The sequence below is a fragment of the Novosphingobium sp. FG90 genome (assembly GCF_057808725.1).
In genome coordinates, this window is sequence record NZ_JBMDIO010000005.1 from 64,178 (window position 1) to 80,561 (window position 16,384).

Below are 16,384 nucleotides of genomic sequence, written 5' to 3' on the forward strand. Positions count from 1 at the left end.
GCCACCAATGGATTTTGTTCGGAACGAACTAGACGCAGCCGCTAGAAGCCAAGGTCGCTGAGGCCTGTATGTTCATCGGGACGTCGACCGAGAGGCCAGTGAAAGCGCCGGTCTTCGATGGCGATCGGAGTGTCGTTGATGCAGGCGAGGCGCCTTCGCATCAGCCCACTCTCGTCGAATTCCCAGTTCTCGTTGCCGTATGAGCGGAACCAGTTGCCCTTGTCGTCGTGCCATTCGTATGCGAAGCGCACCGCGATGCGGTTGTCCTGGAAAGCCCAAAGCTCCTTGATCAGCCGGTAATCCAGCTCCCGCTGCCACTTGCGCGTCAGGAACGCGATGATGGCGGGGCGACCGTCCAGGAATTCGCTGCGATTTCGCCACTGGCTGTCCGGGGTATAGGCCAGGGAGACCCGGGCGGGATCGCGGCTGTTCCAGCCGTCTTCGGCCAGACGAACCTTCTCCACCGCAGTCTCCATCGTGAAGGGCGGCAAAGGCGGGCGTGGACTGTCCATTATGCTTCTCCTTGGTGTTCCAGGCGGAGGCGCAGCGCCTCGTTCTCGGATTGAAGTTCGGTTATCCGCTCATGCAGCCGGCGGACGGCCTGTTGGATCTCCCGCTCGGTGAAGCGCGGGGTGATGTGCTGGGGACAATTCCAGTCAAACGCCTTCAGTCGGAACCGGAAGATGCGCTCCGGTCGCGCCTTGTAGACCTTGTCCGAGACGAGATCCGTCAGTGCCGGATCCTCGTCGAGCGACAGCCTGTCGGCATGGGCATAGATTTTGAGCCGCATGCGGCGGGGGTAGTCCATCAGGAACAGCGAAGCCTGGTCATTCGCTACCAGATTTCCGGTGCTGATGTACTGGCGGTTGCCGCGATAGTCGGCAAAGGCCAGCGTGCGCTCGTCAACTATCTTGAGGAAGCCGGCGGGGCCGCCGCGATGCTGGACATAAGGCCAGCCGTCTTCCGAGACGGACCCCATATAGAAGCTGTCGCGCGCGGCGATGAAGGCGGCCTCGTTCGCGGTGAACCGGTCGAATTCGCGGTTCCCTTCGAAATTGGCCCACTGCCTGTCCGCGCCCATCTCCGCCTGCGCCGCGCGGACGCTGGGGGTCATGGCGATATCGAGAAATCCGTAAGACATGGTGCATCTCCGGTTTGACGAGCATCAGCGCGTGGGGCAGCCTGGGCGACTGCCCCGCCCTCTTTCAGCGCGCCGCGACCTTGCGATCGAGGAAATCGCGGATCAGCGGCGCCATCTCGTCCAGCTTGTCCTCGAGGGCGAAGTGCCCGGTATCGAGGATGTGGAGTTCGGCCTCGGGCAGATCCCGCAGGTACGGGTGGGCGCCGGACTCGGGGAAGATCGTGTCGTTCTTGCCCCACAGGATGATCGTCGGCGGCTTGCGCTCGCGGAAGAACTGCTGGAACTGGGGGTAGAGCGGCACATTGGTGCGATAGTCATAGAACAGGTCGAGCTGGATATCCTTGTTGCCCGGCCGGTCGAGCAGGGCCTGGTCGTGAACCCAGTTGTCCGGGCTGATCCGCGAGACGTCGCTGACGCCATCGGTGTACTGGAACCTGGTCGCCTTCGGCGTCACCAGCCATGCCTGCGCTGCGCGGTCCTTTGCCGAACCGCTCTTCCAGTAGGTCTTGATCGGATCCCAGAAAGCGCCAAGCCCTTCATCATAAGCGTTGCCGTTCTGGACTATCAGCCCGCTCACCTGTTCCGGGTGCTTGAGCGCCAGCCGGTAGCCCACAGGCGCGCCGTAATCCATGACGTACATCGCATAGCGCTGGGCACCGATCTGGCCCATCAGCGCATCGACCATGTCGGCATAGTGTCCAAAGCCGTAAGCGAACTGCTTGTGATCGGGCGCGTCACTCTCACCGAATCCGGGATAGTCCGGGGCGATCACGTGATAGCGATCCGCCAGCAGCGGGATCAGGTTGCGGAACATGTGCGAGGATGTGGGGAAGCCGTGCAGCAGCAGGACCACCGGACCATCGGCCGGTCCAGCTTCGCGGTAAAACATCTTCACGCCCTCGATTGTCGCGGTGCGGTAGTGAACGGTCGCCGGTGCCGCGCGGGACGCGGTGATCTGCTGCGCGGGGGTCGCCACTGCACCGGTCGGAGCGGTAATGGCCGCGCCCGCGAGCATCAGGGACAGGATCAGTTGCTTGGTCATTTTTCCACCCTCGTCGAGAAGCGCTGAGCGATCTGCATCAGCTTCTGGAGGGAGATATAATTCTTACGATTTGAAGCGATAATTCGAGAATTTTGAAAATCATTGTTCCTATAAATGGAATTATAACGCATTGGCCGTTATTGAAGGCGCGCGTTGTTCCGTAGCGTTTCGACGGCAAGATCGACGAACGCCCGCACTTTGGCGGTCGCGCGTTGACCTTCGCCATGGACCACGTGGATCGGCATCGGGCTTTCCGCATGATCGTCGAGCACGGACTGGAGGCGGCCCTGCGCCAGTGCCGGAGCGATCTGGTAGGACAGCACGCGGGTAATGCCCCAGCCCTGTTCGGCTGCAGCTATGGCTGTCTGGTTGGTGTTGCACAGCAAGCGCGGGTGAACGGTGACACTGGTGCGCGAATCCGGGCCAAAATGCCACTCGGGCGAGACCCAGGCGCCGGTCGGCATGATGACGCGATGCTCCGCAAGATCGGCAGGGGATCGGGGAACACCGTGCTCGGCAAAATAGGAAGGCGCGCCGCAGATCACGCGGCGCACCCAGCCCACGCGGGTGGCGGTCAGGCCTGACGGCGGCAGATTCCCGATCCTGATCGCGACATCGATCCCTTCCTCGATGATATTCACGCTGCGGTCGAGGAACAGGCTTCTTCCGGTCACGCGCGGGTAGAGGTCAAGATATTCCAGCAGGATGGGAAGCACGTGCATCTGCCCGAACATGACCGGCGCGGTGACGACGAGCGTGCCTGCGGGGTTGCCGTGCGATCCCGCCGCAGAAGCCTCGGCCTCCGCAATATCGACAAGGATGCGCCTGCAGTCGTCGAAATAGCGCTGCCCGGCCTCGGTCATCTTCACCGACCGGGTGGTCCGTGCAAGGAGTCGCACGCCGATCTCGTCTTCCAGATACGATATCGCGCGTGTGACGGCTGGTGGACTAAGGTGCATTTGCCTTGCCGTCTCGGCGAAGCTCGCGGTTTCTGCCACCCGGATGAAAATCCTCATGGCCTGCCAGCGATCCAATTTCACGTCCTCCGTCAACACAGCGCGTCGATGGAGATGATCGGAATCAGCCCATGGGGTCAATGCTTTCGTCCCGACTTCGGCACCGAACCTAAGTTGTGAGGCGGCTCCGGGGACGCTTGAGGTGTGAAGCCCGTTGTCTTGATCTTGGGCCGCACTCGAATATCAACTTGGACTCATTTTAGGACGGCGTTGTGGCTAATGCTCAGGGTGGGGGCGCGTTAAGCCATTCCCGATATGTCAATTACCCAAGATGATGTCGAAGCCCGCACCATGGACGGACAGGCCCTCGCGCTGCCCGACGGGGCGTTCGACGCCGTCTTCTCGATTTTCGGGGTCATCATGTTCCCCGACTGGCGAAAGGGGCTAGCCGAAATGGCACGGGTTACGCATCCAGGCGGGCATGGCATTGTCGCTACCTGGCAGGAACGTGGCGCAGCAACCTTCCTGCTGCTGGGCAATATCCGCAGGAACCTCTTTCCTAGTCGCGACAGCATGGCCATGCCGGAAGCGGTGAAAGCTTTGAGCGACCCGGACGACTTCGCCCGCGAGATGATCGCCGCCGGCTATCGCGATCCAGATATCGAGCGCGTCACCCATGACTATGCACTCGAGATCACGGCCCTGGATGATCCCGACACATTGTTCGGCATGTCGCCCGACTGGACCAGTCTTAGCGACGAGGAAAAAGCAGATGTTGTCACCGAGGTTCGGCGAATAGCGGCGGGGCGCCTCATCCTGCCCATCCCATCCACCGCGCTGATCGGAGTGGCTCGGCGCTAACATGGTCCGACCCTGTTGGTCACTCAATCGCCGATTCCCATTCCCCAGGTGCAGCCCGTCTGCTTTGTCGGTCATAAACTAGGAATGGTACGATGTTGTCCGACTAAGTCTATATCTGCGGTGTGGGAGTCCACGATTTGCGTCCGCCTAATCGCCGTTGGCATCGACCATAAATACAATAGGTTTGCCTCGCGATGTCGGATCCCATCCTGCCGACAATGCTGCTCGCACGCCGCGCGAAGCAATCGTGTCGTTGATATGCAGTCGCCCTTTCGGCAATCCTTTCAACAGGCGCTTTGGCGCCGGAAATTCCAGCACTGCTCCACGTGGCATGTCGTGCTGACGCAGGGAGACCGTCATGCCCTTCCAGCCATCGGAAGAGGATAATTGAGGGTCGGTGAGGAGTTCCCAGTCATACTTGAACCCATCGATTTCGACGGTGCCGCCACGGCCATGTTTATGAAGCATGACATGCCTCTAGCATACCGGCAGCGGCACTCCACCCTTCACTCATGCTCGTCGCCTGATATGCGCCCACTTCCTTGAGGCATGCGGCGGACGCAGGCTGATTGCCTGTGCAGGCGGCGTCCTTCAGCGCCCGGCTCTTCCCCCTTCGAAATAAGGGGGAAGAGGGGCATTTCAGCCGCCCAACCAGTCGCATATAATCTCGCCTTTATGTCCTTCGGGGGCTAACGCCGCGCGCAAAGCTTCCAGCAATGGAGCCAGTGTCTGCGTGAAAGCGTAAGGCGGATTGACGATGAAGAGGCCCGCGCCGTTATAGATGCCAGGCTGCTCGCTATCGTAGAGCCAATGCTCCACCACCAGCAATTTCGGGATGCCGAGCTTGCGCAACTGCGCCTTCCATCGCAGGTGCGTGGCGCTGTCTTTCAGCGGATACCAGATCACCGTCACGCCATGCGCCCATTTGCGGTGAGCGGCAGAGAGGGTGGCGGTGATGCGTGCACGTTCGTCTGTCTGCTCATAGGGCGGGTCGACCACCACCACGCCGCGCGCGGTACGGGGCGGCACCATAGCCAGCCACAGTTCGTAGGCGTCGCGTTGATGCACGGCCGCGCCGGTGCCCCGCATCACGCTGCGCAGGGTGTCAGCGTCTTTCGGGTGTTTTTCGTTGAGGATCAGGAAATCCTGTTGGCGCAAAAGCTGCGTCAGAAACCGCGGCGAGCCGGGGTAAAGCTGTGGTTCACCCCCCACATTCACCGCCTGCACGGCAGCACGGTAGTCGTCCAGCAAGGGGTTTGGGTCGGCAAAGGCCTGCATAACGCCCTGCGTGGCCTCGCCGGTGCGTTGAGCTTCGTCACCGCCAAGATCGTACAGCCCGCAGCCGGCATGGGTATCGATCAGAGTCAGCGCGCCCGGCTTCTGCTGCAAGGCCCGCACCAAGGCGATGAGGAGGCTGTGTTTGACGACATCGGCGCTATTGCCGGCATGGAAGGAATGGCGATAATTCATTGCGGTTCAAAAAATCCTGACGATCAGCCTTTAAACGAACTGCTGAACCTTCTGCAAAGCGAAGTTATGATCGTGGCTGTATCGTTAGGCGCGAAAGCGGAGCGGGATCCGACTGAATTGACCAATCCGGTACCTGTATGGAGACCCACATCGCGTTTCGGCGCAAGGCTTCAAGCCTGCGTTAGCGATCGTCATTGGAGGTACGGCTGCCGGTGGGTTCAACGGGTGGTGGCAACGCTTTAATCTTTTGAGGAAGATGGAGCGTCGCGATGAAGCAGCGTCGTCGGATCTCTATTACACGGCCAGTCAGCGAGCGGAGATATGGGATCGCTGGCAGCGCGGGGAGTCGATGAGTTCGATCGGACGAAGGTTTGATCGAGGGTCATCTTCAGTATTTTCGGTGATCTCGCCGACCGGTGGCATCCGGCCTGCCGATCGCAAGCGTTGCAGCCGTGCGCTGAGCCTTGCCGAGCGGGAGGAGATATCGCGGGGCCTGAACGTCAGTGAACCCTTGCGCGCGATAGCACGGCGGTTGGGCCGGGCGCCTTTGACGATCAGTCGCGAAGTCAGGCGTAACGGCGGCCTTGCATGGTATCGGACGACCGCGTCCGATCAGGCGGCATGGGACCGCGCCTTGCGGCCCAAGCCCTGCAAGCTGGCTTGCTCATACCATCCGCAGATCGCGGCACGCCAGCCTCAAGCGCAATGGACATGGCCAGATCAAGGATGCCGTGTCGATCAGTGAACGCCCCGCGTCGGTCGAGGATCGCGCCGTCCCCCGTCACTGGGAAGGCGATCTGATCGGAAGTGCGAAGAACAGCTACGTCGCGACGCTAGTCGAACGGCATTCGCGCTACGTGAAGCTGGTCAAGATCGCCAACAAGGACACAAGGAGCGTCGTGTCGGCGCTGATCAGGCAGACGCAGCGCCTGCCGCGCGAACTCTACAAGTCGCTCACCTGGGATCGCGGCAAGGAACTGGGCGATCATTCGCGCCTCTCACTGGCTAGCGATGTCGAAGTCTATTTCTGCGACCCGCAATCGCCTTGGCAGCGCGGTTCCAACGAAAACACCAACCGCCTGCTGCGACAGTATTTCCCCAAAGGAACCGATCTGTCGCTATACAGCCAGGCCAAGCTGAGTGCCGTTGCACGGCAACTCAACGAACGGCCAAGGAAAACGCTCGAATATCAAACGCCCGCAGAGCGTTTCCAAGCATGTGTTGCCGCCACCCGTTAAATCCACCATGTATAACGGGCGTAGAGAGCGACTTTGGGCATCAAGGGTCCGGTGACGAGGGCCGGCGCTTCTGGGACAGTTTTGACGTGGATAATTCAAATTATGATCGGAGAACTAAGGAAGCGGAGTGAACGATATCCGGGAACGAAGCTTTCCAAAACGTATATTGCCTCCGTGATCAAGCAGCCTGCGTATGTGGGCCGTTTGCCTGCTTGCTGTCTACCGTGACGACGAAGAGCAGTTTCGCGTCGCCGTACAGAAACTCACACTTCTACCGAAGGACTCCCGATCAAATTAGCCGCCGCCATTTCTCCCCAGTGGATCGCACTATTTTGCCCGGTGCAGGTAAAGTAATCGCCCGCTAACTGTACAGGATCGGAAGGGGCCAGCAGATTCTTCATACGATTGATCTGTGTGTAAATTCCTGGTGCAGGATTTGGAATTGCAGCCGCCCAGCGGACCACTTCCACCATGTCGAGTTTCCCCGCGAGTTCGGGAAACAGGCGGGTCACGAAATCGTCGGCCATCTTGCCGAAAACAGCATCATCGCATCCCTGCAGGTCATTGAGACCGCCTTCCTCGAAGTAGCAAGTGATGAGCGAATGTCCGTCAGGTGCGGTTTCGGCGAGCTTGTTGTGGTCAAGCCAGACGAGACCGATATGCGGGTGTTCGATGGTCGGCACCATAACCCCCAGCGCATCGGTCAGGGTCCGACGGCGATAGCCAAGATAGACGTTGACGGCACGATTGTATTTCAAGCACGCATCGAGCGGCGCTACCGCATCGACCAGATCTGGCGCCATGGCGGCCGCCTGCGGCAACGGCGTGGCGATCACGCAGCCATCGGCGGATATGGATCCGCCATCCTCAAGCGTCACCAGCACCCCGCCCCGGTCGCGTCGCACCTGCGACACCGGCGTCGATAACCGGACGTCAAGCATCGCAGCAAGCGCCGCCGGAAAGCTGCCGATGCCCCCTCGCAGCGCCAGCATCCGCTGCCCCGCCAGATTGGCGAGTCCGGAAAACCATTCGAGCGCCGACACGTTCGCACCCCGGTTTATCGTGTATGTACGGATCAAAGGGTCGACGAGAACGTCGAATATCTCGCGATTCAAGCGGCGTTCGCAGTAGGCCTCGGCGGTCTCCGTATCGGCCCGCCAGGCTTCGCTGACATCGAGCACGTCCTTGGGACGACACCGAAGGTAATCGCAAACTCCCCGGATCATCCGCAGCTTGGAACGAAACGACAGCGCCTTCGAGAACAACGCCGCAATCGGCCTTGTCCCGTCGATCTTGTATAGCCGCCCGCCCCGCATCAGCATCACGGTATTGGCGCATTCGGCGATCTGGCCGCCAAGGCCGATCTCCTCGGCGAGTTTCAGATAGGCCCGGTATCCGGTCGACAACTGCGTCGCCCCGCGTTCGAGAAGGTAGCCGTCCTTACGGAACGTGCGGGTACGCCCGCCGATTTCCGCAGCCGCCTCCAGCACGATGACTTCCCAGCCGGCCTTCTGCAGCCGATACCCTGCGGCCAGCCCCGCGAAACCAGCCCCGACGACGACAGCCTTCATTTCTCCAGCCTCATTTCGCGACCGGCACGGGATCGGCATCTGGATAGACGCCGCGCTTCATCGCCCGCACCATCAGCACGGATGCAAGCAGGAACCAGCCGCCGAACGAGCCCAGCGGAATCCAGATGCCGAACAGGCCGTTCCAGGCAAACGGCCCGGTCTTGAAGAAGAACAGCAACTGGTCGGGCAGCAACAGGAAGAACATCCACAGCGCGGTCCAGCCCGACCAGCGCGGGAACACCGGATCGGCGCTGCGGTCGCACAGGGCCGCGATCGCCATGCCCAGTTGCAGCGGCCAGAAGATCGTGGCGCCGCCGATGAGCTGGATCCAGGCCCAGTCGTTGAGCATATAGATGATCTCGGGCGAGCGGTCAGGACGGTAGGCCGCCACCAGCCAGAAGATTGCCGGGTAGAAGGTCAGCACGACGTTGCACACGCCCCCCATGACCACGGCGTACGTCAGGATGCCTGGTTTGCCTTCGATCCGCGCGACGTACTGCGCAAGGATCGAGGTGAAGGGGATGCAGAGCATCGCGCCGATCATCAGGAACACCATGCCCACTCTGATATGGGTGACCGATCCCTGGTAAATGGCGGCGATCTCGTCCGCTCCGGCGGACGGCAGGTGCGGTGGCAGGAACCCGGCGAACCCCGCCCAGCCCAGCAGCAGCACTCCCACGTACCAGAAGCCGCCCCAGGCGCAGAACCTCTGGATCCTGCGCCGCGCGCCGATGCTCATCATCCTCGTTTCTCCCGATGAAACGACGGCCTGACGCCTTGACCCCGGCCGTTCTATAAAGTGAGTTAGCGCACTAGATGTCAGGCGGTCAAGCTGCTATTTGGATGAACATACTAGACAGCGACAGCCGAGGATGCCGATGACCGAAACCGCCGAAAAACTCGAAGGCTACCTGCCCGCCGAGGGCCGGACGAAATGGAACCAGAGCTTCTACTTCAACGCCTTCGACCCGCGGACGCGGATGGGCCTGATCGCGCGGCTGGGCTTCCTGGAAGGCACGGGCAGCGCCAATAGCTGGATGGTCGCGTTCCGGGATGGCTCACCCCTGTTCCAGCGCTTCAACAATGACCTGCCCTGCCCATCCGAGCGGCTGCGCGAAGGTGTCACGCTGGGCGGCATGCACTTGCAATCGATCGTGCCGCTGCAAAGCGCCCGGCTTTCGTTCGACAGCCCCGAGTTCGCCTTCGACCTAACCTGGGAGGCGATCCATCCGCTGATGGACGCGATCGCCTTTGGCAGTGCGGGCGGCGATACCGGCAGCTTCGCGACGAGCCTTGCCCATGCCCATCTGGAAGGCAGTTGCCGCGTCACCGGAGAGATGGTCGTGCGCGGCGAGTGCTTCGCCTTCGACGGTACGGGCGGACGCGACATCGCCGCCGGAGAGCGCGAATGGGGCCGCATGGAACACTACCGCGTCGCCTGGCCGATCTTCGCGGACGGCACCGCCGTGATCGGCATCCATGGCATCGCGGGCGGACGCGATTCCTACATGAGCATGGTCCACGACGGAACCGGATGGACGCGCATGGCCTCCACCGAAGATACCTTCGAATTCGCGGATGACGCCATGACCGTGCGCGCAACCCAGTGGAACATGGTCGACGAAGCGGGGCGGAACTGGAGCTACCAGGCCCGCCCTATCTTCCGCACGTTCCTGCCTGCGGACAACTACGTTCTGGCCGAACACATCGCGCAGTTCACCCGCAGCGACGGCGTGACCGGCCACGGGCTGGTCGAATGTGGCTACCGCCTGCCGTGGCCAGCAGCGCCGGGATGACGCCGCCGGGGCAGGCTCAGCCTTCCATCACCCCCCAGAGCCGCTCGATGAAGCCGCGCTGGGCGGCGCGTACGTCATCGGGCATCGCGCGCTGGAGCGAGCAGATGGCTATGACAATCATATAGGCGCACAGGCGGCGGTAATAATCGAGGTCGTCCGGCTGCCGCCCGCCCAGTTCCTCGTAGCGCTCCAGCCACTGCGCCTGCGAAGGCGGCTGCGGCAAACCGCTCTCGACGGGCGCGGCGAACAGTTCGTTGCCCAGCGTCTGCAGCGCAAGATCGCTTTCGGGCCGCCCGATGCACGACATCTCCCAGTCGAGCATGCTGGTCAGGCGGCTGCCCACGAACATGTAGTTGTGCAGCGTGGAATCGCCGTGCGTCAGCGTTTCGCCGCCGATCGGCGCGTTTTCCAGCAGCCAGCGTCGCACCGGAATCATGCGGGCATGCTCGGGCAACTGGATCCAGTCCCAGGTGTCCCAGTACCAGTTGACGCACTTCTCCATCGGCGTCGTCCCGGCCGCATCCATCGCGAAATCGCCCAGCCCGCGCGCCGCATAGTCGAGCTTGTGGACGGTCACCAGCGAACTGAGGATCTGGTCGACCATGAGCGCTCTGTCCTGCGCGGATGCCTCTGCCATCGGTCCGACCGCGAAGGCGGAAGGGTTGGGCGCCTCGCCGGGGTTCATCTCCATGATGAAGCCCGGCACGCCCAGATGGGCACCGCCGGCATCCAGCCACAGACCGTCGGGCACCGGCAGTCCGCTGCCCTGCAACGCGCGCTGCACCCGGAATTGCCGCGCCAGATCGTAGCGATAGAAGATGCGGTTCTCGCTCGCGGGCGAATAGCGCAGCACCAGATCGCGCTCGACCAGCGCAGTGCCGCTGTCCCAATTCGCGGTGAAGACGATGATCCCGCTCGACGCGCCGACCTTGGAATTGCCACGCACGTTCGACACCCTGACGCCGCCCGCGACATCCGGCTGCGCTGCGATGAAACGCTCGATGGTGGCTGCATCGATGCTCTGCCGGGACGACTGCCCGGTGGCGATGACGGCATCCAGCACGTCCTGCGTGCGCGCGGCCTCGCTCATGTCCTTCTCTCCATTATTATGTTTGCTAGCGTACGATATTGCACTGTAACCGGATGGTCAATCACTCGAAGCCGTAGGGACGGTAGGCTCCGTTGACGTAGTGCTCGAAGTGCGCACCGCCCTCGTACGTAGTCCCGTCCGGTGCGCGCAGCACCGCGCGGGTCAGGTATTCAATGCCGATGATCGGCTTGGCGAAGTTGAAGCCCAGCCCGAAATTGTCCGGCGCATTCGGATCGGCAAGGTTGTAGGGCATGTGCGCCACCGGTTGTTCGCGAAAGTTGAACTCGTCCCATTCGGTCGCGAGGTCTTCCGACCCGTGATAGGTATGGAACGTGCCGCCGTCCTTCCAGCTTCCCGGCGTATAGCCGAGCGTAGCGGGCATCCAGGGCATTGCCACCGGGGTGAGTTCCAGCTGCCAGGCCCCGCCCTCCTCGTCGGTCAGGTCCAGCACGGCATGCGTGGCGATCCGGGTTCCCTCACGATAGGTGATGCGGTGGCTACCGCTGGCGAGGTGCAACACGTCGTCACGTCCCGGCACGTTGAACACGCCGCCGAACGGTGCGCCGAAGGGGTCATCGAGCTGCCCCTGCTCGCCGTCGGCATCCTCGTGAATATGGAAGAAGCCGCTCACCGGGCCGGTGCGAAAGCAGGTCCACACTCGCAGAGCGCGCGGCTTGCCCTTGGGTGCCATCTTCGGCGGCAGCAGGTGCGCAGGGGGAGCCAGCGGCGCGCGCTCGACGTAGAGCCCCCAGCTGTGATCGCGCCCGCCGACCCACTTCTCGGGATCGAGCGCCCAGGACCGATCGCCCAGCGACAGCGAACCGTGCACCCGCCCGGCCTGCGAATAGCGTGTCTGGTCCGTGGTGCGCCGCCCGCGATGCACCACGGTCTGGCGGTCCTCCTGATAGGCGGCGGAGGTGCCCTCCCACAACAGGTCGAAGGCGATACCGGACTCGTTGTCGTCCAGCGTTAGCGCGATCTTCTTCATCGGCTCGGGAAAGCGGATATGCAGCGGGCCGAGGTCCAGTTCGAAATTGCTGCGCCAGGTCCGGCTGAAGCGCACCGTGCGCTGGATGCCGTCGACGTTGATCATCGCATAGCCACCGAACATGTCGGTGTTCGGGTTCACCCGCGCGCCGATGCCAAGGAACACCTTTTCCTCGGGGTTGAACACGGCGAACCAGTAGCCCTCGTCCCAGCTGTAGTCGGTCGAGGGGATGTAGCTGAACGGCTGGGGGGCCTGGTGGACGGGGTATTCGTCGTAGGGGGTCAGCAAGGGACTTCTCCGTTCAAGTTCCGCGCACGGCCTCGGCCGCGGCGATCCGGGTCTCGGTGAGCGCCTGGTAGGCGCCGTGGCCGCGTAGCGGCATCTGCATCCAGTCGATCAGCGCCGGTTCGGTTTCCTGGTACATCGCGGCGGCCGACAGCGTGGAGACGAGCACCTTGCCGATGCTCAGCACGTCGAAATAGGCCATGCGGAAGCGGCTGATGCGGTTGCCGGACAGCTCTTCGTAGAGCGCCACCGCAGCATCGCGATCGATCGCAGAGCCGGCGCACTGGACAAAGAACGAGAGGTCTTCGGCGGGATCACCAAGCCGGGCGATCTCCCAGTCGAGGACGGCGCTGACCGCGTCACCTTCGACGAGGATGTTGTGCGGGCCGAAGTCGTTGTGGAGTACGCGAACCGGCTCCTCGTCTTGCGGAACGTTGGCTTCCAGCCAGTCGAACAGCCGCGCGAAGCTGGGCGAGGCGGGTGCGGGGCTCAGCCAGATCTGATGCCGCCACGCCGCGATCTCGGCGCGGGTGTTCTCCGCAAGCGTGGCATGGCCGGTCCATTGGCCGAGCGCGGTGGCGACAAGGCGGTCGTCGATGGGCTGGTTGTGAATGCGTGCCAGCGTGTCAAGGTAGGAGCGCATCAGCGCCTCCGGGAATCGCTGCGAATCCCCGTAAGCGCTGCCGGTATTGCGCCCCGCCGCGCGGCGCGACACCATGAAGCGGCGGCCCAGGCGCGCCTCGTCGGCCTCCAGCCAGAGTGGTTCGGCAACGAGGACGCCGCGCTTCCACATAAGGCGCACCACGGAGAATTCGTCGGTGATCGCGCTGGCGGTGAACTTCACGAAACGGTCGCTCTTCTCCGCGCGGATGACCATGGCGACTTCCTCACCGTCGCTGCGGATGGCGTCGACGAGGACCGTCTCCTTCTGGAACCCGCCGACGAGGCGGGTGAAGCGCGATACGCGGCTGTAATCGCCGGGAAACCGGGCGTGGAGATAGGCTTCAAACCGTTCGGCCGTCAGCGGCGGTATTTCCGATGCCGCGCCGGCGGCAGTGGGCATGAGCGCGGCATAGAAACGCGCTTCCAGCGCCTCGGCCTCCCGCAGGACGCCCGGATCGACCACAACGCCGTCGTGAAGCACAGCCGTCAGGCGTGCCATGCTGGCGGTCAGCCGCGCGACCATCGCGTCGTATCCGGTGAGCGGCGAGGCGGGCGCGATGCCTCCGCCGCAGCGGGCGACGAGGGCATCGATATCCGCCTCCAGCACCCCCAGAACCGCAAGCGTTTCGGCGCTTTCGCGGGTGACGAGATTGCCCAGCACCATCTGCGCCATACCCAACACATGCGCGATGTCGGTGCGCTCGCCGGGGTCGATCTCGGCCAGCGCCCGCAAAACGCCGCGCAAGGTGCGGTCGGTGGTCGGCACCAGCCGCGCCGGGGACTTGCCGCGCAGCATCACGCGGGCACCGGCTGGGCGAGATGCCGCAGCAGCACCTCGCACTGGTCGACGAACATGTAGGGCGCGAAGATGTGGCCTGCGAGGGCGAAGCGCATCTCGCCGGGCATATGCCGGTCGAACAGCGTCTGGGCATCGACGCAGCCCACCGCATTGCGGGTGCGCGTCCACAAGTCATAGAAAAACGAGGCTTCTTCACACGGCGCCGCGCCGCCGGCCTCGATGTAGGCGGCGAGGAAAGCGTCCCAGCCGACGATCGGGTCGACGAACTGGCGCACGAAGCACAAGTCCTGCGTCGGGTCGCCGAGGGTCGAGAATTCCCAGTCCAGAAGCGCCGTCACCTGCCCGTTTTCGTCGAACATCAGGTTGTGGAAGCCGACGTCGCCGTGGACCACGCGGGCCGGGCGATCGAACAGGACGGGCGGGACATTGGCGCGCAGCCAGACCAGCGGGAGTTCCTGCAGGGGGAAAGCTTCGGCGCGCTTGCGGTGGAACAGGTCGATCCACAGGTCGACCTCGCGCACCATCTGCTCGCCCGCCGAAAGCGCCGCCACCGCCGGGTCAGCGCCCAGCGCCACGGGGTCGTAAGTGTGGAGCCTTGCCAGAAGGCGGGCGAGTTCGTCGCAGGCGGCGCGGGCGCGCTCGGGGTCGCTGCTCCAGGCGGCGACGTCGCTGGTTCCCGCGACCCGGCGCGAGACGAGGAAGGCGCCCCCGAAAAGGCTCGCGTCGTCCTCCAGCCACAGCGGTTCGGCCACAGGAAAACCCTGCGCATGCAAATGCTTGAGCAGCGGAAATTCGCGCACCACGGTCTTTTCGATCAGCGGGACGGGCAAGTCCTTGCGGATCACCAGCGGGTCGCTTCCGCCGCATTTGGCGTCCTCCAGCGTGAAGAAGATCGTCTCTTTGGAGAACCCGCCAGGGATGCGTTTCAGGCCAGTCGCGGTCACGTCTTGGCGCCCGAAACGGGTGCGCAGATAGCGGGTCAGCCCCTCTGTATCGAGGTCTGGGAAATCGGCCTCAGCCGCGTTCACCCGCTCGCTTTCGATGCGCCCGCCGCGGTAGACGACGGCGCTGCCGTTGGCGACGTCGGGGTCCTGCGAGATGTAGAAATCGCGCTCCGCCGCGACCAGTTTCGCCAGCGCCTCACCCCCCTCGCCATCGGCCCCGGACCGCCATTCGGGCAGCTTTTCCGCCACATTCGCCTCTGCCTCGCCCCGCAGCCTTTCGAGGGTTTCGAGATCCGCATCGGCGGGCGGCGCGGGCAGGCACCCAACGGCACTCAACGTGCCCACAAGGGTACGCAAGTCCTCCTCACGCGCCGAAAGCCGCGCGGACACGTCCCACAACAGGCGCGTCACGTGATCGAGCTTGATCCGCGACACGGGGTCGCCCAGCAGCGGCAGGATTTCCCCCCGCAGCGTGGCGACCGCCGTGTCGAGCAACCGGGCAGAGCGCAGGTCCGTCATCCGTCGACCAGCGCTTCCTGGCTATGCACCGCATGCGCGAAGTCGTTCCAGATCACGCACTGCTCGTCGCCGTGACCGATGCGGCCGTCGACCTCCCAGCGGATCAGCGAGATGTGCGCGAGCATGTTCGGCCAAGTCGCATAAGGGCAGCTGGCGATCGTGCGGCCGTTGGCGGTGATCTGCGATCCGTCCTCCAGCGTCATGTCCAGCACGATCGTCTGCGGTCTGAAATTGCCGTCGTCGCGCCGCACCTGCTTGCGCGCAGAAGTGACCAGCAACTGCTTGCCGTCCTTCCACACCCAGCCGCCGTTGAGCGCCTTGTCGGTCGGGATCTCGAAGGGGGTAGTCAGTTGCGGGTTGCTGCCGACGTGATCCATCATGTTGCAGTTGAAGATGAAGTCGTCGCCGAAGCATCCGGTCATCCAGGCGACCGGCGGCATCGGCATGATCGCCTCGGGGCGCAGCTTGCCCCAGCTGCGATCGCGCACGTTGTGGCAGTCGACCGCGTACTCCCTGCCGCGCAGGCGCAGGGTGCCGCGCACGCGCATGCCCTGCTCGAAGTGCTTGCCGTCGCCGAACAGCGCGATCGGGGTGACGCCTTCGGAAATCAGGTCGATCCCGTTGCCCCGCGCCGCGTCGTCATAAGTCAGGTGGAAGCGCTTGTTGGGCTCCAGGATCTTGACGCCGAAGCCGTTGTCCAGCCGGTAGTCGTGAAGGTCGTTCGCCAGCACACCGTCATTCATGTAGGCGCGGAAGTCGAACAGTTCCGCCGCCATGCTGACCGGCTTGATGCCCTGCCAGACCATCAGCCCGCCGGTTACCACCTTGAGGTTGGGATGGTGCCACATGTAAGTGAGGCCGTGGATGTTCTCCTCCGGCACGTTGAAACCGAAATACTGCGTCTCGGTGAGCGTGTCCCCCGATACCCCGGCATTGACGGCGGGGTGCAGCAGATCGTCTTCGGGCACGGCCTGTCGCAGCGCCGCGTTGTTGGCCAGATAGAATGGCTGGTCGGTCATCC

15 protein-coding genes and 1 pseudogene are annotated in these 16,384 nt (G+C 63.3%); 3 read left to right on the forward strand and 13 right to left on the reverse strand.

Translation table 11 applies throughout. The annotated features are described in order from the left end of the window. Nucleotides 1–41 precede the first annotated feature (41 nt). From ACODRZ_RS06425 to ACODRZ_RS06440, 4 genes are all read right to left on the reverse strand, one after another. Nucleotides 42–512: a nuclear transport factor 2 family protein gene (locus ACODRZ_RS06425; protein WP_488971239.1), complete on the reverse strand. Its 471-nt coding sequence runs from the start codon at nt 510–512 to the stop codon at nt 42–44. After that, a complete protein-coding gene (locus ACODRZ_RS06430; RefSeq protein WP_488971238.1) occupies nt 512–1,141 on the reverse strand; it encodes a pyridoxamine 5'-phosphate oxidase family protein in 630 nt (209 codons plus the stop codon). Before ACODRZ_RS06430 ends, ACODRZ_RS06425 begins: the two co-directional genes overlap by 1 nt. A gap of 64 nt (nt 1,142–1,205) precedes the next feature. Next, nucleotides 1,206–2,183 carry an alpha/beta fold hydrolase gene (locus ACODRZ_RS06435; RefSeq protein ID WP_488971237.1) on the reverse strand — a complete coding sequence of 326 codons (978 nt, stop codon included), beginning with the start codon at nt 2,181–2,183 and terminating at the stop codon, nt 1,206–1,208. A 137-nt stretch (nt 2,184–2,320) separates the two neighbouring features. Continuing rightward, nucleotides 2,321–3,199 carry a LysR family transcriptional regulator gene (locus ACODRZ_RS06440; protein ID WP_488971236.1) on the reverse strand — a complete coding sequence of 293 codons (879 nt, stop codon included), beginning with the start codon at nt 3,197–3,199 and terminating at the stop codon, nt 2,321–2,323. A 255-nt stretch (nt 3,200–3,454) separates the two neighbouring features. On the opposite strand from ACODRZ_RS06440, the gene ACODRZ_RS06445 reads away from it, so the two are divergent. Further along, nucleotides 3,455–4,000 carry a class I SAM-dependent methyltransferase gene (locus tag ACODRZ_RS06445; RefSeq protein ID WP_488971235.1) on the forward strand — a complete coding sequence of 182 codons (546 nt, stop codon included), beginning with the start codon at nt 3,455–3,457 and terminating at the stop codon, nt 3,998–4,000. 147 nt (nt 4,001–4,147) lie between these two features. On the opposite strand, the gene ACODRZ_RS06450 is transcribed toward ACODRZ_RS06445, so the two are convergent. Both ACODRZ_RS06450 and ACODRZ_RS06455 read right to left on the reverse strand, forming a co-directional pair. Next, entirely contained in the window at nt 4,148–4,468 is a 321-nt protein-coding gene (locus ACODRZ_RS06450; protein WP_488971234.1) for a hypothetical protein, read from the reverse strand. A gap of 171 nt (nt 4,469–4,639) precedes the next feature. Next, nucleotides 4,640–5,470, reverse strand: coding sequence for a 23S rRNA (adenine(2030)-N(6))-methyltransferase RlmJ (locus ACODRZ_RS06455; RefSeq protein ID WP_488971233.1), 831 nt, complete (start codon nt 5,468–5,470; stop codon nt 4,640–4,642). 256 nt (nt 5,471–5,726) lie between these two features. On the opposite strand from ACODRZ_RS06455, the pseudogene ACODRZ_RS06460 reads away from it, so the two are divergent. Then, nucleotides 5,727–6,708, forward strand: a pseudogene (locus ACODRZ_RS06460) (IS30 family transposase). Nucleotides 6,709–6,971: 263 nt separating this feature from the next. Here the strand turns inward: ACODRZ_RS06460 and ACODRZ_RS06465 are convergent. After that, on the reverse strand, nt 6,972–8,279 hold the full coding sequence (locus ACODRZ_RS06465; protein WP_488971232.1) for a protoporphyrinogen/coproporphyrinogen oxidase: 1,308 nt from the start codon (nt 8,277–8,279) through the stop codon (nt 6,972–6,974). Between the two features lie 10 nt (nt 8,280–8,289). Further along, the gene (locus tag ACODRZ_RS06470; protein ID WP_488971231.1) at nt 8,290–9,021 is read right to left on the reverse strand and encodes a hypothetical protein; all 732 of its coding nucleotides are present in this window, start codon (nt 9,019–9,021) and stop codon (nt 8,290–8,292) included. Between the two features lie 136 nt (nt 9,022–9,157). Here ACODRZ_RS06470 and ACODRZ_RS06475 point away from each other — a divergent pair, with 136 nt between their 5' ends. Next, complete coding sequence (locus tag ACODRZ_RS06475; RefSeq protein ID WP_488971230.1) at nt 9,158–10,075, forward strand: DUF7064 domain-containing protein; 918 nt, start codon at nt 9,158–9,160, stop codon at nt 10,073–10,075. Between the two features lie 16 nt (nt 10,076–10,091). Here the strand turns inward: ACODRZ_RS06475 and ACODRZ_RS06480 are convergent, their stop codons facing one another. From ACODRZ_RS06480 to ACODRZ_RS06500, 5 genes are all read right to left on the reverse strand, one after another. Continuing rightward, a complete protein-coding gene (locus tag ACODRZ_RS06480; RefSeq protein WP_488971229.1) occupies nt 10,092–11,165 on the reverse strand; it encodes a phosphotransferase family protein in 1,074 nt (357 codons plus the stop codon). 61 nt (nt 11,166–11,226) lie between these two features. Then, the gene (locus tag ACODRZ_RS06485; RefSeq protein WP_488971228.1) at nt 11,227–12,441 is read right to left on the reverse strand and encodes an Rv3169 family protein; all 1,215 of its coding nucleotides are present in this window, start codon (nt 12,439–12,441) and stop codon (nt 11,227–11,229) included. Nucleotides 12,442–12,454: 13 nt separating this feature from the next. After that, entirely contained in the window at nt 12,455–13,897 is a 1,443-nt protein-coding gene (locus ACODRZ_RS06490; RefSeq protein ID WP_488971227.1) for a phosphotransferase family protein, read from the reverse strand. Next, nucleotides 13,897–15,363: a phosphotransferase family protein gene (locus ACODRZ_RS06495; protein ID WP_488971226.1), complete on the reverse strand. Its 1,467-nt coding sequence runs from the start codon at nt 15,361–15,363 to the stop codon at nt 13,897–13,899. The genes ACODRZ_RS06490 and ACODRZ_RS06495 overlap by 1 nt, the downstream gene beginning before the upstream one ends. Then, entirely contained in the window at nt 15,360–16,382 is a 1,023-nt protein-coding gene (locus ACODRZ_RS06500) for a DUF7064 domain-containing protein (RefSeq protein WP_488971225.1), read from the reverse strand. The genes ACODRZ_RS06495 and ACODRZ_RS06500 overlap by 4 nt, the downstream gene beginning before the upstream one ends. Between the last annotated feature and the right edge of the window lie 2 nt (nt 16,383–16,384).